Source organism: Methylobacterium sp., from assembly GCF_019750675.1.
GTDB lineage: Bacteria > Pseudomonadota > Alphaproteobacteria > Rhizobiales > Beijerinckiaceae > Methylobacterium.
This window is the reverse complement of sequence record NZ_JAIEOF010000407.1, coordinates 1-14,683: the sequence shown is the minus strand read 5'-3', so window position 1 is coordinate 14,683 and position 14,683 is coordinate 1. Positions and strand designations below refer to the sequence as shown.

Below are 14,683 nucleotides of genomic sequence, written 5' to 3'. Positions count from 1 at the left end.
CCCGACCAGATCCGCCAGATCTGGCAGGGACGAGCGGCCACGCCGCCCCTGAGCGAGCCCGGCCGCCGCTTCGCCGTGATGGACGGCGCGAGTCTCGACCGCCTGCGCAACGACCGCCCCCCGGCCTGCGCGCTTCCGGCCGCGGGTCCCCGTCCGGCAGGTGCGGTCGGCCGGACGCGTCCCGATTCCGCCATGGGCCGGCCCGAGCGCGATGTCCTCGCCGAATGGAACGGCGCCACCGCCTCGCAGGACCGTCTGTCCGACCAGGTCGCCACGATGTCGGCGAGACTCGCGGCCGCAGCGCGCGAGAGCTGGGCCGCCACCAAGGCCTGGGCCGAGGACCAGGTCCGCGAGCCCGAGATCGAGATCGGATCGCAGGCCTCCCTGATCGTCGGCCAGGGCCTGCCCGGACGCGACCCGAACGGCCTCCTGACCGTGTTCACGGCCCCGAGCGCGGCCACCCTCCAGGCCTCGGCCATCTGCCTCACGACGCCCTCGATCTGGAACCGGATCGAGGGTCGGGTCGCCACCCTCGACGCCAATGACGGCACGCTCACCAACCACATGGCCAAGCAGGCCCGGTTCGTGGAGAGCGGGCCGGTCTCCCTGGAGAACCTGCGCCTCGTGGTTGCGGGCTGGTTCTCCACCAACCCGAGCATGTTCACACTCATCATGTTCGCGGCCGCGATCAGCCTCGGCCTGAGCACCTCGGCGATGCTGCGCGGCCTGGGCCGGGCCAATCCGGGCACCGGAGCCCCCGCCAGATCCGACGAGGGGGGAATTCCGCGATGAAGCCGTATCGCACGCACGCATATGCGGCTTCGCTCTGCCTGCCGCTGCTGGCCATGGTTCCGGCGCTCGCGCAGGGCCCCGCCATCCCCCCCGAGACGAGGGCCGGCGAGGCCAAGCCGGGCGAGCCCAAGCCTATCGAATCCAAGGCTGTCGAATCCAAGCCCATGGATACCAAGCCCGCCGGGCAAGGCACTTCCCAGCCAGGCACTTCCCAGCCAGGCACTTCCCAGCCAGGAACCGCCCAACAGAGCGGGGCTCGGCCGGCGGAGGCGCTTGCCATGCTGAACAGCCTCGGGAACACGCCGGGCTGGCGCAGCTACAAGGCCCGCTTCGTCACGGACCAGGGCCGGGTCGTCGACACGGGCAACGGCCGCATCAGCCACAGCGAGGGGCAGGGCTACGGCATGCTGCTCGCGGTGGCGGCGGGCGACCGCGATGCCTTCCAGCGGATCTGGAACTGGACCCGCGCGAACCTGATGGTCCGCGACGACGCCCTGCTGGCCTGGCGCTGGGAGCCGGACAAGCGGCCCGCCGTCGCGGACATGAACGACGCCACCGACGGCGACATCCTCGTGGCCTGGGCCCTCGCCGAGGCCGCCGAGGGCTGGTCGGACGAGGGCTATCGCCTCGCCAGCCGGCGCATCGCCGTGGACATCGCCCGCCGGACGGTCCTGTTCCGTAGCGAGGGCCTGCCCCTGCTGCTCCCCGCCATGAGCGGCTTCTCGGCCGAGGAGCGCAGCGACGGTCCGGTGATCAACCTGTCCTACTGGGTCTTCCCGGCCTTCCCACGGCTCGCCGGCGTCGCGCCGGAATTCGAGTGGAGCCGCCTCAGCGCCGTGGGCCAGGAACTCACCCTGCGCGCCCGCTTCGGTGCGGCCCAGCTGCCGACAGAATGGATCTCGATGCGCGGGGGCCAGCCCCAACCGGCCACGGGCTTCGCGCCGCACTTCTCCTACAACGCGGTGCGGCTGCCCCTCTACCTCGCCATGGCGGGCATCACGGAGCGGACCTACTACGAGCCCCTGCTGAAGCTCTGGGCCGAGCCGGATCCCGCCGGGCTGCCGATCATCGATACGGCGAGCGACGCCGTCGCGGGGCGCATGGGTGAGCCCGGTTACGCGGCGATCCCGGCCCTGGCCGCCTGCGCCGTCTCCGGCACGCCGCTGCCCGCCGGGCTGTCGGACCCGGTCCCGAACGAGAACTACTATCCTGCCACGCTCCATCTCCTGGCCCTGACGGCCACCAACATGCGGTATCGCTCATGCCTCGGCCGCTGAACCCGCGATGCCGTGCGGCGCCGCTCCTCCTCGCCCTCGCCGGGGGGATTGCCGGGACCTTGGCCTGGGCCGGCCCTGCGGCGGCGCAGCCGGCCCCCGTCCGCACGGGGGTGCTCCAGCTCAACGAGCGGCGCGCGCCGGTCATCCTCGACACCCCGCAGAACGCGGGCGGCGCCGAAATCATCGACGAGAGCGCCCTGCGCTACTACGCCGCCCAGCGCCAGGGCGAGCGCGTCCAGGCCGAGATCGCGCGGCTGCGGCGGCGCCATCCGAACTGGACCGTGCCGGCCGACCTCGACACCCTGAAGCCGAGCCCGCCGGAGGAAGCCCCGATGTGGGACCTCTTCACGGCCGGCCGCTTCGACGAGCTGCGCACCGCGATCAGCGTCCGCCAGTCGGTGGATCCCGGCTGGCAGCCCTCGGAGGACCTCGCGCGCAAGCTCAACCGCGGCACCCTGCGCAGCGCAGCGCGGGCGGCCGCCCGCGACGGCTCCTGGGACGACCTCATCGCCCGCGTGAAGGGGACGCAGGAGGGCATCCAGAACCTCGACATCGACATCGCCTGGACGCTGGCCGAAGCCTATGCGCGGACTGGCGACATCCCCTCGGCCTCCGCCCTGTACGGCACCCTCCTGAAGGAGCAGGCCGATCCCGGCCTGCGCCTCGCCACGGTGCAGAAGGCCATGGCGGCGATGCCGATGGCCGCCGTCGAGCCGCTCCTGGCCATGCGGAGCCCCGGCACCGAGGGCACGGACGAGTTCCGGTCCATCCATGGGGACGTGACACGGGCCCGCATCGCGGCGGTCCTGCACGGGCAGCCGGCCGGACGCATCGAGCCGGCCGACCTCGCCGCCCTCGGTGAACAGGCCCGCCGCGTGGGCGAGCCCGCGCAGATCGCACTGCTTGGCTGGTACGCCTATCACCGACGCCAGTTCCGCGAGGCCCTCGACTGGTTCAAGACGGCCCTGGCCCGCGGCGGCGATGCCGCGGTGGCGACGGGCCTCGCCCTGTCGCTGCGCGAGATGGGACAGGACCGCGAGGCGGAGGAGGCCGCCTTCACTTGGCGCAACGCCTCGGTGACGAACCTCTCCCTCTACGTCGACATGATGGAGCGGCGCCTGGGCGAAGGCCCCGCCTCGCCCGTCGAGACCGAGCGACTCGACCGGTTCGCCAAGGTCGTCCTGGCCACGAGCGCCCCCGAAGGCGCGCAGGCGCTCGGCTGGTACGCCTACAATGCCTGCCAGTTCGATGCCGCCGCGGACTGGTTCCAGAGGGCCGTCGGCTGGCGGCCGCGCGAATCCGCCGTGCTCGGCTACGCCCTCAGCCTGTCGCGCCTGAAGCGCACGCGGGACTACCTCGAGACCGTGAACCGGTACGACGGCCTGTTCCCGAAGGTGGTCGGACTCGTCTTCGCCGAGCCCGACCCGCAGGCGCGCGACACCGGCCCGTGCGGCCCGGCCCCGGCGGTTCCGCAACAGGCGGCGGCCCCGGCGCCACCGCGCGTGAAAGTGCCCAAACCGACCGTCGCCACCACGCCGGTCCGCCCCCTGGCCGTCCAGCGCGGGGAATTCCCCATCATGGTCCCGGCGGAGAACCCCCTGCGCTTCGGCGAGGGCGCGTCCCTCACACCACGCGCGCGGGACGCGGAATACCTGCGCGAGGTGCGCGGGCCGCAGCCCCTGGTCGCCCGCCGCGTCGTGGGCGTCGGGGCCATGCCCTACGAGCGCTATGGCTTCACCCTGCTGCCGGGATGGAACGGCCTCGCTCGGGCGAGCCTCCAGGCCGGACCGCCGGCCCCGCCCGTGGGCACCCTCGCGCAAGCCGAGGCTGGCATCCTTGCGCAGACCGGCTCGCCCCGGTTGGTGCAGCCCCGGGACGGCGATCGCTTCGGTCCGTTCGATACCGCCAGCACCGAACGGAGCGGCCAGCGAAATCCAGGACTGGATCGATGAACGGACCGATGTTTCCCGCCGGCCGGCCGCAGGTGCCGTTCCGGACCACGCTGCTCCGGATGACCGGCCTCGCCCTCGGCCTGACCCTGCTCGGGGCCTGCCAGACCGCGAAGACGAGCCGGACCGCCCCGCGCTTCGAGACGGCCTTCACCTCCACGGGGCCCGCCGGCAACCAGCCCCTGGTCTTCGTGCCGAACAGCGGCGCCATCGAGTCCGTCGAGGAGACGCGCTCGCGCGCGGGCCTGCGGCAGCGCATCGTGTACGGACAATCCCGCGGCCGGGTGGATCTCACCATCGCGTCGGGCCGGGTGTGGGACGATCCGGCCATGGCCAAGCCGAGCCGTGCCGGAATCGCGGCCGAACTCGAGAGCCTGGAGGATGGATACGCCTATCGCATCGTCCGTCAGCCGATGACCAACGCCTACGGACCCATCGGGGTCGCCGTGAGCCAGCGCTGCGCCTATGCGTGGCAGTGGATCGAGGACCTGCAGCGGGTCGAACTCGGCCGCGCCGCCCTGCGCGGGCCGGTCGCGGTTTCGCTCCGCGTTCAGCATTGCGGCCGCAGGCCGATGGCCACCGAGGCGCTCCTGGCCGACCTCGCCCGCATCCGCCTCGGGGTGTCCACCGAAGCGGTGGCCCGTGCCCCGCGTCCCCGGATCGCCCGGGCGAGACCGGCCGCCGAACCCGTGGCCGCCCTGGCCCCGGTCGCCCCGGCCCCGACCGCCCCGGCCGCCCCTGCGCCGATCCCGGTTTCGAGCCCGCCCTCGGTCGCGGTCAACAGCAGTCGCACCCTGGTGACGCTGCCGCCCGCCCCGGCGGGCCAGGCCTACCTCGCGCAGCCCGCTCCGGCTTCGGCCGTGCAGCCCATGCCCGTCGTTCCCCGACCGACGGCCTCGGGGGGCTCGGATCGCGCCCGCTTCCTGACCGACGCCCTGCCGGCCTCCGGTCGTACGCCGCCGGCCGGCTGGTAGGCGCTCCGGACGATAAGGGTGTGACCTGACCGGCTGGCTGAGGATCGACCGGGACCGATACGGTTTCGAGTTGATCGCTTCGCTCGGCCGCGCGCGCGAAGCTCCCTTGCCGCGCGCGCGACGCGCTCCCTTGTGACTCGAAGACCGCTGCCGCCCGGGACGGAAACCGGCCCCGCCGAATTGATGCGCCGGGCTTTTCGGAGCATGCCTGCACGATCCCCGAAGACGGCCGCCCCGAAGACGGCCGCCCCGGCGCGCGGGGACGGCCATCGATGATCAGGATCACCATGCGCACGCACGCCCTTCTCGCCCTCGCACTCCTGGCGGCCCTCGCGCCGCACCCGGCGGTGTCCGCGCCGGACGCGACCGTGCTCGCGGCGGCCAAGGCCCAGGACGGTCCCTATCGTGAAACCCTGAAGGGGCTGGTCGACATCGATACCGGCACCGGCGACGTGCCCGGTCTCACCCGGGTCGAGGCGATCCTGAGGGGGCGCCTCGCGGCGGCGGGGCTCACGGTGGAGAACCGGGCCGCCCCCGCCTTCGGCGGCAACACCCTGGTCGGCACGCGCACCGGCACGGGCACGCGCCGGATCATGATGCTGGTGCATTACGACACCGTGTTCGGCACGGGCGACGCGGCCAAGCGCCCCTACACCGAGCGCGACGGACGTGCCTACGGGCCGGGCGTCGCCGACGCGAAGGGCGGCGTCGCGATGATCCTGCACGTGCTGGCCGCCCTGGAGGCGCTGCGCTTTACGGGCTACGGCACCCTCACGGTGGTGCTCAATCCGGACGAGGAGCGCGGTTCGCGGGGCTCGCGCGAGGAGATCGCCCGGCTTGCCCGCGACCAGGACGTGGTCCTCTCCTTCGAGCCGTCCTTCGCCGAGGCCGGGGTCGATGCCGTCACGGTGGCGACGAAGGGCATCAACTACGCGAGCCTCACGGTGAAGGGCCGCGCGGCCCATGCCGGCGGCGCGCCGGAGGCCGGCCGCAACGCGGTGGTCGAACTCGCCCACCAGATCCTCCAGCTCCAGGACCTCGGCGACGCGGACAAGGGCACCAGCCTGCACTGGACCGTGATCCAGGGCGGCACCAAGCCGAACATCATCCCCGAGGCAGCGTGGGCGGAGGGCGACATGCGCTACTTCCTGCCCGCCGAGTACGACCGCGTGCTGGCGCAGGCCCGCCGGATCGTCGGCACTCACCGCGTCCCCGACACGCAGGTGAGCTTCGATCTCGCCAAGGGCCGGCCGCCGCTGCCGCGCAACCCCGCGACCCAGGCGCTGGGCGAGCGCGCCCGGGCGATCTACGGCGAGATGGGCGCCGAACTGGCCCTCGCCGAGATCGGCGGCGGCACCGATGCGGGCTACGCCTTCCAGCCCGACAGCCCGTCGAAACCCGCCATCCTCGAATCCCTCGGCGTCGTCGGCGGCCAGTATCACAGCGCGGACGAGTTCGCGGTGCTGGCCAGCATCACCCCGCGGCTCTACCTCGCGACCCGCCTGGTGATGGAGGCGTCGCGGGAGCCGGCGCGCTGATCCGGTCCCTGGGAGACGGGCCGCCGGGCGCTGGCCCGCGCGATGGCGGCTCGCGGAGGCCCGGCACGGCGGCGACGCGAGAGAGGGACAGGCCCATGCGCACGTTCGACGTCGCCGTCATCGGCGGGGGAATCAACGGCTGCGGCATCGCGCGGGACGCGGCCGGGCGGGGCTACGCGGTGATCCTCGCCGAACAGAATGACCTCGGCAGCGGCACCTCGGCCTGGTCGACGAAGCTCATCCACGGCGGCCTGCGCTACCTCGAGCACTACGAGTTCCGTCTGGTGCGCGAGGCCTTGGCCGAGCGCGAGGTGCTCTGGCGCATCGCGCCCCACATCGTGCGCCCGCTTCGCTTCATCCTGCCCCTGCATGCGGGCCTGCGGCCGGCCTGGCTGCTGCGCCTCGGCCTCTTCCTGTACGATCATCTCGGCGGCCGCAGGCGCCTGGCCGCCACCCGCCGGGTCGACCTGACGGGGCCGCTCGGCGCGTCCCTCAAGCCCGAGTTCCGGCGCGGCTTCGAGTATTCCGACGCAAGCGTGGACGACACCCGCCTCGTCGTCCTCAACGCCCGCGACGCGCGGGACAGGGGGGCGGAGATCGCGGTGCGCACCCGCGTCGTGTCCGCCCGCCGCGCGGGCGACCTCTGGCACGTGGTGCTGCGCGACCTACGCTCCGGCCGCGAGGAGACGGTGGCGGCCCGCTTCCTCGTCAACGCGGCAGGGCCGTGGGTCGACCGGGTGATCCAGGGCCCGATGGGGCAGAGCGAGGCCCGCCACGTGCGCCTCGTGCAGGGCTCGCACATCGTCGTGCGCAAGCTCTACGACCACGACCGCGCCTTCATCTTCCAGAACGCGGACGGGCGGATCATCTTCGCCATTCCGTACGCGAACGACACCACCCTGGTCGGCACCACCGACCGGGACTTCTCGGGCGACGCGGCGGACGCGGCCATCACGGACGAAGAGACCGAGTACCTCCTCGCGGCGGCCAGCGAATACTTCGCGCGGGCCCTGCGCCGGGAGGACATCGTCTGGACCTTCGCGGGCGTGCGCCCGCTCTACGACGACAAGGCGTCGAAGGCACAGGAGGCGACCCGCGACTACGTCCTGCGGACGGAAGGGGCGGGGGGCCAGGCACCCGTGCTCAACATCTTCGGCGGCAAGATCACGACCTACCGCCGGCTCGCCGAGGACGCCCTGGCGGAGATCGGCGCCCATCTCGGCACGCGCGGCGGCTCATGGACCGGGACGGCCCCCCTGCCGGGCGGCGATTTCCCGGTGGATGCCGTCGGCGACGTCGAGGACCGCCTCGCGCGCGCGGCCCCCGGCCTCGCGCCGGGTACCGTCCGCCGCATGGTCGCGGCCTACGGGACGGACGCCCTGCGCATCGCCGACGCGCTGGGCGACGACCTCGGCCACGGCCTGCACGCGGGCGAGCTGCGCTGGATGATGACGCAGGAATGGGCCCGCACAGCCGAGGACGTGCTCTGGCGCCGCTCCAAGCTCGGCCTCGCCTTCTCGGCCAGCGAAATCGAGGCCCTCGAGGCTCGGATGGACGGCCTCCCCGCCGACGCCTAGGCAGGCTTCGCAAACGTGGTCGCCGGTTTTACGTCTGAAATCTGCGACATAGCAAAGAGCTAAGCAGGGTGAAGCGTTGGCTTGCCAAGGCGAACCTGCTTAGACGCTGCCGGCCCCCTCGGGGGCGGCCCGGCAGCAGGCGTCGAAGCCGCGCGCCAGCTCGGCGAGGCTGACACGGCCCAGGCGCGCGACCAGCAGCGCCTCGGCGTCCCGCAGCGCGTCCTCCACGGCGGCGTTGACCACCCGCTCGACCGCGCAATCCGGGTTCGGATGCGCGTTGCCGATCGCGAAGAGGCGGGGCCCCCCGACCGCACGGTGGATGTCGAGCAGCGACACCGCCTCCAGGTCGGCCACGATCGCCCAGCCGCCGCCATGGCCCTTGTCGGAGCGCACGTAGCCGGCCTCGCGCAGGCCCGCCATCGTCCGGCGCACGACCACGGGGTTGGTCCCGAGCATCCGGGCGATCGCGTCGGAGGTCATGGGCCCGTCGTGCCGCGCCATGTGGAGCAGCACGTGGAGCATTCGCGAGAGGCGGGTGTCGTGACGCACGGCCCGACCCTTCGCACGGCGCCCCGGATTGGCAAAGCCGCACGATCACGATACTTCTGATGTTGCATGATAAGGGAGGATCTGGGATGCGGGCATTCGAAGACCCCGAGCGTTGGGACGCGGTCGCGCGGCACTACGAGGAGACGGCCCATCCCTTCACTGCCCGCTTCGCGGAGGCCGCCCTCGCGCGGGTCCCCCTCGATGCCCGCAGCCGGGTGCTCGACGTGGCGGCCGGCACCGGCGCGCTGGCGCGAGCGGCCGCGCGGACCGGAGCCCAGGTGCTCGCGACGGATTTCTCGCCCGGGATGGTGGCCCGCATCGCGGCGGCGGGCCTGCAGAACGTCGAGGCCCGGGTGATGGACGGACAGGCCCTGGCGCTGCCCGACGGGGCCTTCGACGCGGTCTTCTCGATCTTCGGCGTGATCATGTTCCCCGACTGGCGCCGGGGCTTGTCCGAGATGGCCCGGGTGACCCGCCCCGGCGGGACCGGCGTCGTCGCGACGTGGCGGGACGAGGGCGCGGCGAGCTTCCTGCTGCTCGGCCGGATACGCCGGACGCTGTTCCCGGAGCGCGCGGGCCTGCCGATGCCCGAGGCCGTGCGGGCGCTGAGCACACCGCAGGATTTCGCGCGCGAACTCGTCGCCGCCGGCTACCGCGATCCCGAGATCGCGGTGGTCGTCCACGACTACGTGCTGGACGTCGCGGCGCTCGCCGACCCGGAGACCGTGTTCGGCCTGTCGCCGGACTGGACCGGCCTGGGCGCGGCGGACCAGGCGGCGGTGGTCGCTGAGGCGCGCCGGATGGCCGCCGGCCAGGCGAGCCTGCGCATTCCCTCGACCGCGCTGGTCGCCGTCGCGCGCCGGTGAGGCGCCTCGCGCATCTGTCATCGAACCGGCGCCGCCCGCATCCGTTGTCCGGCGGCCCCTGCAGGCCGGAGATCCAAACCTCGGCATGCGTTCCCGCTTTCTTGTCCTCGGCACCGTCGTCGTCCTCGCCGCCGGAGCCGCCCTCGCCGGTCTGGGCCGATTCAGCTACGCGCCGATGCCGGCGCGCGCGAGCCTGGCGAACCCCGACCGCTATCCGATCCGGACCGCCTACGACCTCCTCGGGCGCCGGATCGGCCGGGAGGAGGCGCAGGCGCTCGGCACCACCGAGGCGGGGCGCCGGACGCTGTCGCCCGAGAACGGCGCCTTCGCCATCGACGCGGCCGTGGTCGCGCGCGGGCGGGAGGCCTTCTACACCGAGACCTTCGGCAACGAGGTCTTCCTCACCGACGTGATGGGGATGCTCGACGGCGCCCTGACGCCCTACGAGGTCGCCCGCGCCGTGCTGCTGCTCGGCGGGCAGGCCACGAACGACCTTCAGGTCCGGGTCGCCCGGGACGTGCGGATCGGCGACCGCCAGTGGCGCAAGGGCGATCTGGTCTCGACCGGCCTCGACGTGGAGAAGTACGGCCTCGGCATCGTCGGCCTGAAGACCTTCTACGACCGGGGCCGCCTGCGCCTCGGCATCACCTGCGCCCTCTGCCACGCGGCGGTCGATCCCCGGACCGGGCGGGTGGTGGAAGGGGCGCCGAACGCCGACCTCAATGCCGGCCTGCTCCTCGCCCTCTCGGCCAACGCCTCCGCCTACTTCATGCACGGCAGCGTCGACCTCGCGGCTCTGGCCGGCGACCCGTCGCGGACGGTTCGGACGGCCGATGGTCGAACCGCGGTGCTGCCGGACCGGGACAAGCTGGAGGCGGCGGCCAAGGTGGAGGTCGCGAGCTGGCCGCCGGGCAGCTTCGATTCCTCCGCCGATCGGGTCACGAACCCGACTTCGATCCCGTCGAGCTTCTCGGCCTATGGCGAGCCCTACAGCTGGAGCGGGCGCGAGGCGGTGGGACCCTTCCACGGCCTGTCGTCCCTGAACAACAACGTGCACGCGGCCAATTCCGACACGACGCAGCTCGCCGCCGCCGCGCCCTGGCTGTTCGACCTCGATCCGGACCTCTACCTCGGCATCCTGTTCCAGGGGGCGGTGAATCCGGGCCTGCGCTACGATCCGAAGGGCGACAAGAGCCCGCGTGCGATCCTGGCCGCCTTCGACCCGACGCCGGGCTCGCCCGGCCTGAACCGATACGCCGTCCTGCCGAGCTTTCCCGCCACGAACTACATGACCGACAACGGGCTGTTCGCCTCCGTGCCCGGGGAGCCGGCGAACTTCGCCAACAACGCCATGTCGGCGTTCCAGAACCTCCTGCGCCCGCCCGACGCCCCGAAGGCGGGGGCGGATGCGGGGCGCGCGGTGTTCGCCCGCGCCGGGTGCGCCGGCTGCCATTCCGGCCCGGCGCTGACCAACAACCGGATCGTGCCGGTGAGCGAGATCGGCACCGAGCCGACCCGCGCCCGGGCCGGGGCCCGGATGGAGGCGCGCCTCGCCCCCCCGGCGATGTTCGCGACCGACACGCCGTTCCCGCTGCCGGCCGACCCGAAGATCGTACCGATCCCCCTGGAGGGCGAGGCCCTGAAGCAAGTCCAGCTCGGCTGGGCCCATGCCGGGACCGAGGGCGGCTACAAGGTCCCGAACCTCGTCGGTCTCGCCTGGTCGGCGCCCTACCTGCACGACGGCGGCGTGGCGGTGGGCGCGGATCCCGCCGATCAGCTCGGCGTGCCCGGAACCCTCGATCGCGGCCGCGCGCCCGATCCGCGCAACAGCCTGCGCGCCCTGGTGGACCGGGACCTGCGCGGGCGGGTCGTCACCGCCAACCGCGCCTCCCCCCGGGCGCGCACGGCGCGGGTCACCGGCGAGGGGCACGCATTCTGGGTCGACGCCGCGTCCGGCTACACCCGCGCCGACCAGGACGCGCTGCTGGACTACCTGCTCTCCGTCGACGCCCTGACCCAGGACATGCCGGTGCCATGAAGTCTGTCGAGATGGGCGCGCGCGAGGACATGACGATGGGGCCGGGCGGGACGACCGGGGCGGCGCCGCGCCTCGAACGCAAGGCGGTCGCCGCCGTGGTGCTCGGCAACGCCCTCGAGTTCTACGACTTCACGATCTACGCCTTCTTCGCCAAGCCCATCGGCGAGGCGTTCTTCCCGTCCCAGAACGCCACCGACAGCCTGCTCGCCTCCCTGGCCCTGTTCGGCATCGGCTACGTCATGCGGCCCATCGGCGGCATCCTTATCGGGGCCTTCGCCGACCGGGCGGGGCGCAAGCCCGCCATGCTGATCACCATCGCGCTGATGGCCGTCGGCATGGTGATGCTGGCGGCCGCCCCGGGCTACGAAACCCTGGGGGGCTGGTCGCAGGTCATCGTCATCGTGGGCCGGCTGATCCAGGGGCTGGCGCTCGGGGGCGAAGTCGGGCCCTCCACCGCCTACCTCCTGGAGGCCGCGCCCCCGAAGCACCGGGGCTTCGTGGCGAGCTGGCAGATCGCCAGCCAGGGCTGCGCCGCGCTGATCGCCGGCCTCGTCGCCTCGGTCCTGACCTATGCGGTCGGCGACGACGCCATGGCGAACTGGGGCTGGCGGGTGATGTTCGCCCTGGGCATCGGCGTCGTGCCGGTCGGCCTGATCATCCGCAGCCACCTGCCGGAGACGGCCGGCGCGCACGCCGATCCGGCCGCGGCCGAATCGACCCTCGCGGTGGTCCGGCGCCTCGTGCGCGAGCACGGCCGGATGCTGGTCCTGACCTTCCTCATCATCGCGGCCTCCACCGTCTCGAACGCGGTGGGCACCAACATGCCGGTCTACGCCCAGGCCACCCTCGGGCTGACCGAGACGGTCTCCACCGCCGTGCCGATCGCCCTCGGGCTCGCCTCCATCGTCTTTCCGCTGCTCGGCGGCTGGCTCGCCGACCGGTTCGGCCGGCGCGCGGTGATGATCTGGCCCCGCGCCCTCATCGTGGTGCTGACCGTGCCGGCCTTCGCCTGGCTCGTGCGCGACCCGACCGGCCCCTCGGTCTATGCCGTGACCTTCCTGCTCTCGGCCCTCTCCTCGATCAACGCGGCGGCGATCATCGTGGCGATCCCCGAATCCCTGCCGCGGGCGGTGCGCAGCGCGGGCCTCTCCATCGTCTACGCCTTCTCGGTCTCGGTCTTCGGCGGCAGCACGAACTACGTCGTGAACAAGCTCATCGCCCTGTCGGGCGACAAGCTAGCCCCGGCCTACTACCTCGTGGCCTTCAGCATCGTGGGCACGCTCGCGGCCTTCCTGATGCCGGAAACCCGGGGCAGGGACCTCGAGGCGGACGCGCCTGCGCGCTAAAGCCGGGAGGGAACGATGACGGCCGAATTCGGAATGCGCGACATCCGGGACGCGGCCGAGCGCCTCGCGGGGCGGGTGGTCCACACTCCCGTGCTGCATGCGCCCATGCTCGACGCCCTGGCCGGGTGCCGGGTGCTCGTGAAGGCCGAGGCGCTCCAGCGCACGGGGTCGTTCAAGTTCCGGGGCGCCCTCAACGCGATGTTGCAGCTCGGGGACCATGCGCGGGCGCGGGGCGTCATCACGTATTCGGCCGGCAACCACGGCCACGCGGTGGCGGCGGCGGCGCGGGAGGCCGGCTGCCCGGCGGTGATCGTGCTGCCCACCACCGCCCCGGCGATCAAGGTGGAGAACTGCCGCTGGTGGGGGGCCGAGGTCGTGCTCTACGATCCGGCCGTGCAGGACCGCGAGGCGGTCTGCCGCGCCATCGCGGAGCCACGCGGGCTGCACCTCGTGCCACCGTTCGACGACCTCGCCGTCATGGCCGGACAGGGGACCGCCGGCCTCGAATTCACCGCGCAGCTCGACGCCCTCGGGGCACGGCCGGACGCGTTCCTCGTCTGCTGCAGCGGCGGGGGCCTCGCCGCCGGCGCGGCCACGGCGATCCGGGCGCGGTTCCCGGAGGCGGACTGCCACGTCGTCGAGCCGGCCGGGCTCGACAAGATGGCCCGTTCCCTCGCCTCCGGCGTGCCGGAGCGCAGGCCGGCGGAGCCCGCTACCCTCATGGACGGGATCGCGGGTCCGGTGGCGGGTGCCCGGCCCCTGGCCGTGCTGCGCCGCCTCGGCGCCACGGGGCTGACGGTGACGGACGACGCGGCCCTGGCGGCGATGGCGGCCGCCTTCCGCTTCCTCAAGCTCGTCCTCGAACCGGGGGGTGCGGCCGCCCTCGCGGCGGTCCTGGCCGACCCGGGGCGCTTCGCAGGCCGGACGGTCGCCGTCATCGGCACGGGCGGCAATGTCGACGCGGATTTGTTCGCCCGGGTCCTGTCGCCCCGGCCCTGAGGGTGGGTCTCAGGCGACCCGGCCCGTGAGGATGCAGGCCCGCAGGGGCTGGACGAGGACGAACCGGCCTTGGTCGTCGCGGCCGGCCGCAGCCAGGAAGGCCGCCTCGATGGCCGCGCGGCGCTCCGCGATGGCCCCCGCCCGCGCCGGATCGGTCACCAGGACGCGCGCCAGGAACGGGTCGAGGCCCGCGAAAGTCTCGGAGCGCGCGAAGATGAGGTCGCGCTCGCAGGCGAGTTCCCCGGCGGCGACGAGGGCGTCGAGGGTGGCCTGCGCCGCCCGGCGAACCGCGGTCTCGTCCTCCACCGGCCGGAGTGCGGCAAAGAAGCTGCCCTCCGCCAGCGGCTCGACGACGACGATGCGGCCTCCGGGCCGAACGACCCGCATCGCCTCGCGCAGGGCCGCGCCGGCCTCCGGCATGTGGTGGAGCGTGTTGAGGAACACCGCCCCGTCGAAGGCGGCCTCGGCAAAGGGCAGATGCGCGCCGGAGGCCACGGCGAACTCCGCGCCGGGGACCGCCCCGGCGGCCTGCGTGATCGCGGCCGGGCTGGGGTCGATCCCCGTGACGCGCGCGCCTTCCCCGGCGAGCGCCCCCGCGAGGGCTCCGGGCCCGCAGCCGATATCGATCAGGCGCCGCCCGGGCAGCGGCGCGAAGGTCTCGCGGATCAGCGTCAGGGCATCCATGGTTCGGCGCCTTTCGGGCGGACGCGGCGGGGAGGGCGCGCGGACATCCCGCGAGTGTCCCTCAGGACGCGGCCCGTGACGAGATCCCAGGATG

The 14,683-nt window shown here is 73.3% G+C and carries 11 protein-coding genes and 1 pseudogene; 10 read left to right on the top strand and 2 right to left on the bottom strand.

Going from position 1 to position 14,683, the window contains the following annotated elements; genetic code table 11:
• The 6 genes and pseudogenes from K2X24_RS21525 to glpD all read left to right on the top strand — a co-directional run.
• Positions 1 to 792, top strand: a pseudogene (locus K2X24_RS21525) (cellulose synthase); the annotation flags it as partial.
• A 164-nt stretch (positions 793 to 956) separates the two neighbouring features.
• Complete coding sequence (locus K2X24_RS21520) at positions 957 to 2,069, top strand: glycosyl hydrolase family 8 (RefSeq protein WP_292500941.1); 1,113 nt, start codon at positions 957 to 959, stop codon at positions 2,067 to 2,069.
• A complete protein-coding gene (locus K2X24_RS21515; protein WP_292500936.1) occupies positions 2,054 to 4,021 on the top strand; it encodes a hypothetical protein in 1,968 nt (655 codons plus the stop codon). Before K2X24_RS21520 ends, K2X24_RS21515 begins: the two co-directional genes overlap by 16 nt.
• Complete coding sequence (gene bcsN / locus K2X24_RS21510; protein WP_292500933.1) at positions 4,018 to 4,992, top strand: cellulose biosynthesis protein BcsN; 975 nt, start codon at positions 4,018 to 4,020, stop codon at positions 4,990 to 4,992. Before K2X24_RS21515 ends, bcsN begins: the two co-directional genes overlap by 4 nt.
• A gap of 272 nt (positions 4,993 to 5,264) precedes the next feature.
• Positions 5,265 to 6,530 carry a glutamate carboxypeptidase gene (locus tag K2X24_RS21505; protein ID WP_292500931.1) on the top strand — a complete coding sequence of 422 codons (1,266 nt, stop codon included), beginning with the start codon at positions 5,265 to 5,267 and terminating at the stop codon, positions 6,528 to 6,530.
• Between the two features lie 95 nt (positions 6,531 to 6,625).
• On the top strand, positions 6,626 to 8,107 hold the full coding sequence (glpD, locus tag K2X24_RS21500; RefSeq protein ID WP_292500929.1) for a glycerol-3-phosphate dehydrogenase: 1,482 nt from the start codon (positions 6,626 to 6,628) through the stop codon (positions 8,105 to 8,107).
• Positions 8,108 to 8,206: 99 nt separating this feature from the next.
• On the opposite strand, the gene K2X24_RS21495 is transcribed toward glpD, so the two are convergent.
• On the bottom strand, positions 8,207 to 8,656 hold the full coding sequence (locus K2X24_RS21495; protein WP_292500927.1) for an Rrf2 family transcriptional regulator: 450 nt from the start codon (positions 8,654 to 8,656) through the stop codon (positions 8,207 to 8,209).
• Between the two features lie 86 nt (positions 8,657 to 8,742).
• On the opposite strand from K2X24_RS21495, the gene K2X24_RS21490 reads away from it, so the two are divergent.
• From K2X24_RS21490 to K2X24_RS21475, 4 genes are all read left to right on the top strand, one after another.
• A complete protein-coding gene (locus tag K2X24_RS21490; RefSeq protein WP_292500925.1) occupies positions 8,743 to 9,522 on the top strand; it encodes a class I SAM-dependent methyltransferase in 780 nt (259 codons plus the stop codon).
• 85 nt (positions 9,523 to 9,607) lie between these two features.
• A complete protein-coding gene (locus tag K2X24_RS21485) occupies positions 9,608 to 11,560 on the top strand; it encodes a cytochrome C oxidase Cbb3 (RefSeq protein WP_292500923.1) in 1,953 nt (650 codons plus the stop codon).
• A gap of 35 nt (positions 11,561 to 11,595) precedes the next feature.
• The gene (locus K2X24_RS21480; RefSeq protein WP_292500938.1) at positions 11,596 to 12,906 is read left to right on the top strand and encodes an MFS transporter; all 1,311 of its coding nucleotides are present in this window, start codon (positions 11,596 to 11,598) and stop codon (positions 12,904 to 12,906) included.
• 15 nt (positions 12,907 to 12,921) lie between these two features.
• Positions 12,922 to 13,905 (top strand): threonine/serine dehydratase, encoded by a 984-nt coding sequence (locus K2X24_RS21475; protein ID WP_292500922.1) that lies wholly within the window; start codon positions 12,922 to 12,924, stop codon positions 13,903 to 13,905.
• A 9-nt stretch (positions 13,906 to 13,914) separates the two neighbouring features.
• Here K2X24_RS21475 and K2X24_RS21470 read toward each other — a convergent pair whose 3' ends face one another.
• Complete coding sequence (locus K2X24_RS21470; RefSeq protein ID WP_292500921.1) at positions 13,915 to 14,589, bottom strand: class I SAM-dependent methyltransferase; 675 nt, start codon at positions 14,587 to 14,589, stop codon at positions 13,915 to 13,917.
• Between the last annotated feature and the right edge of the window lie 94 nt (positions 14,590 to 14,683).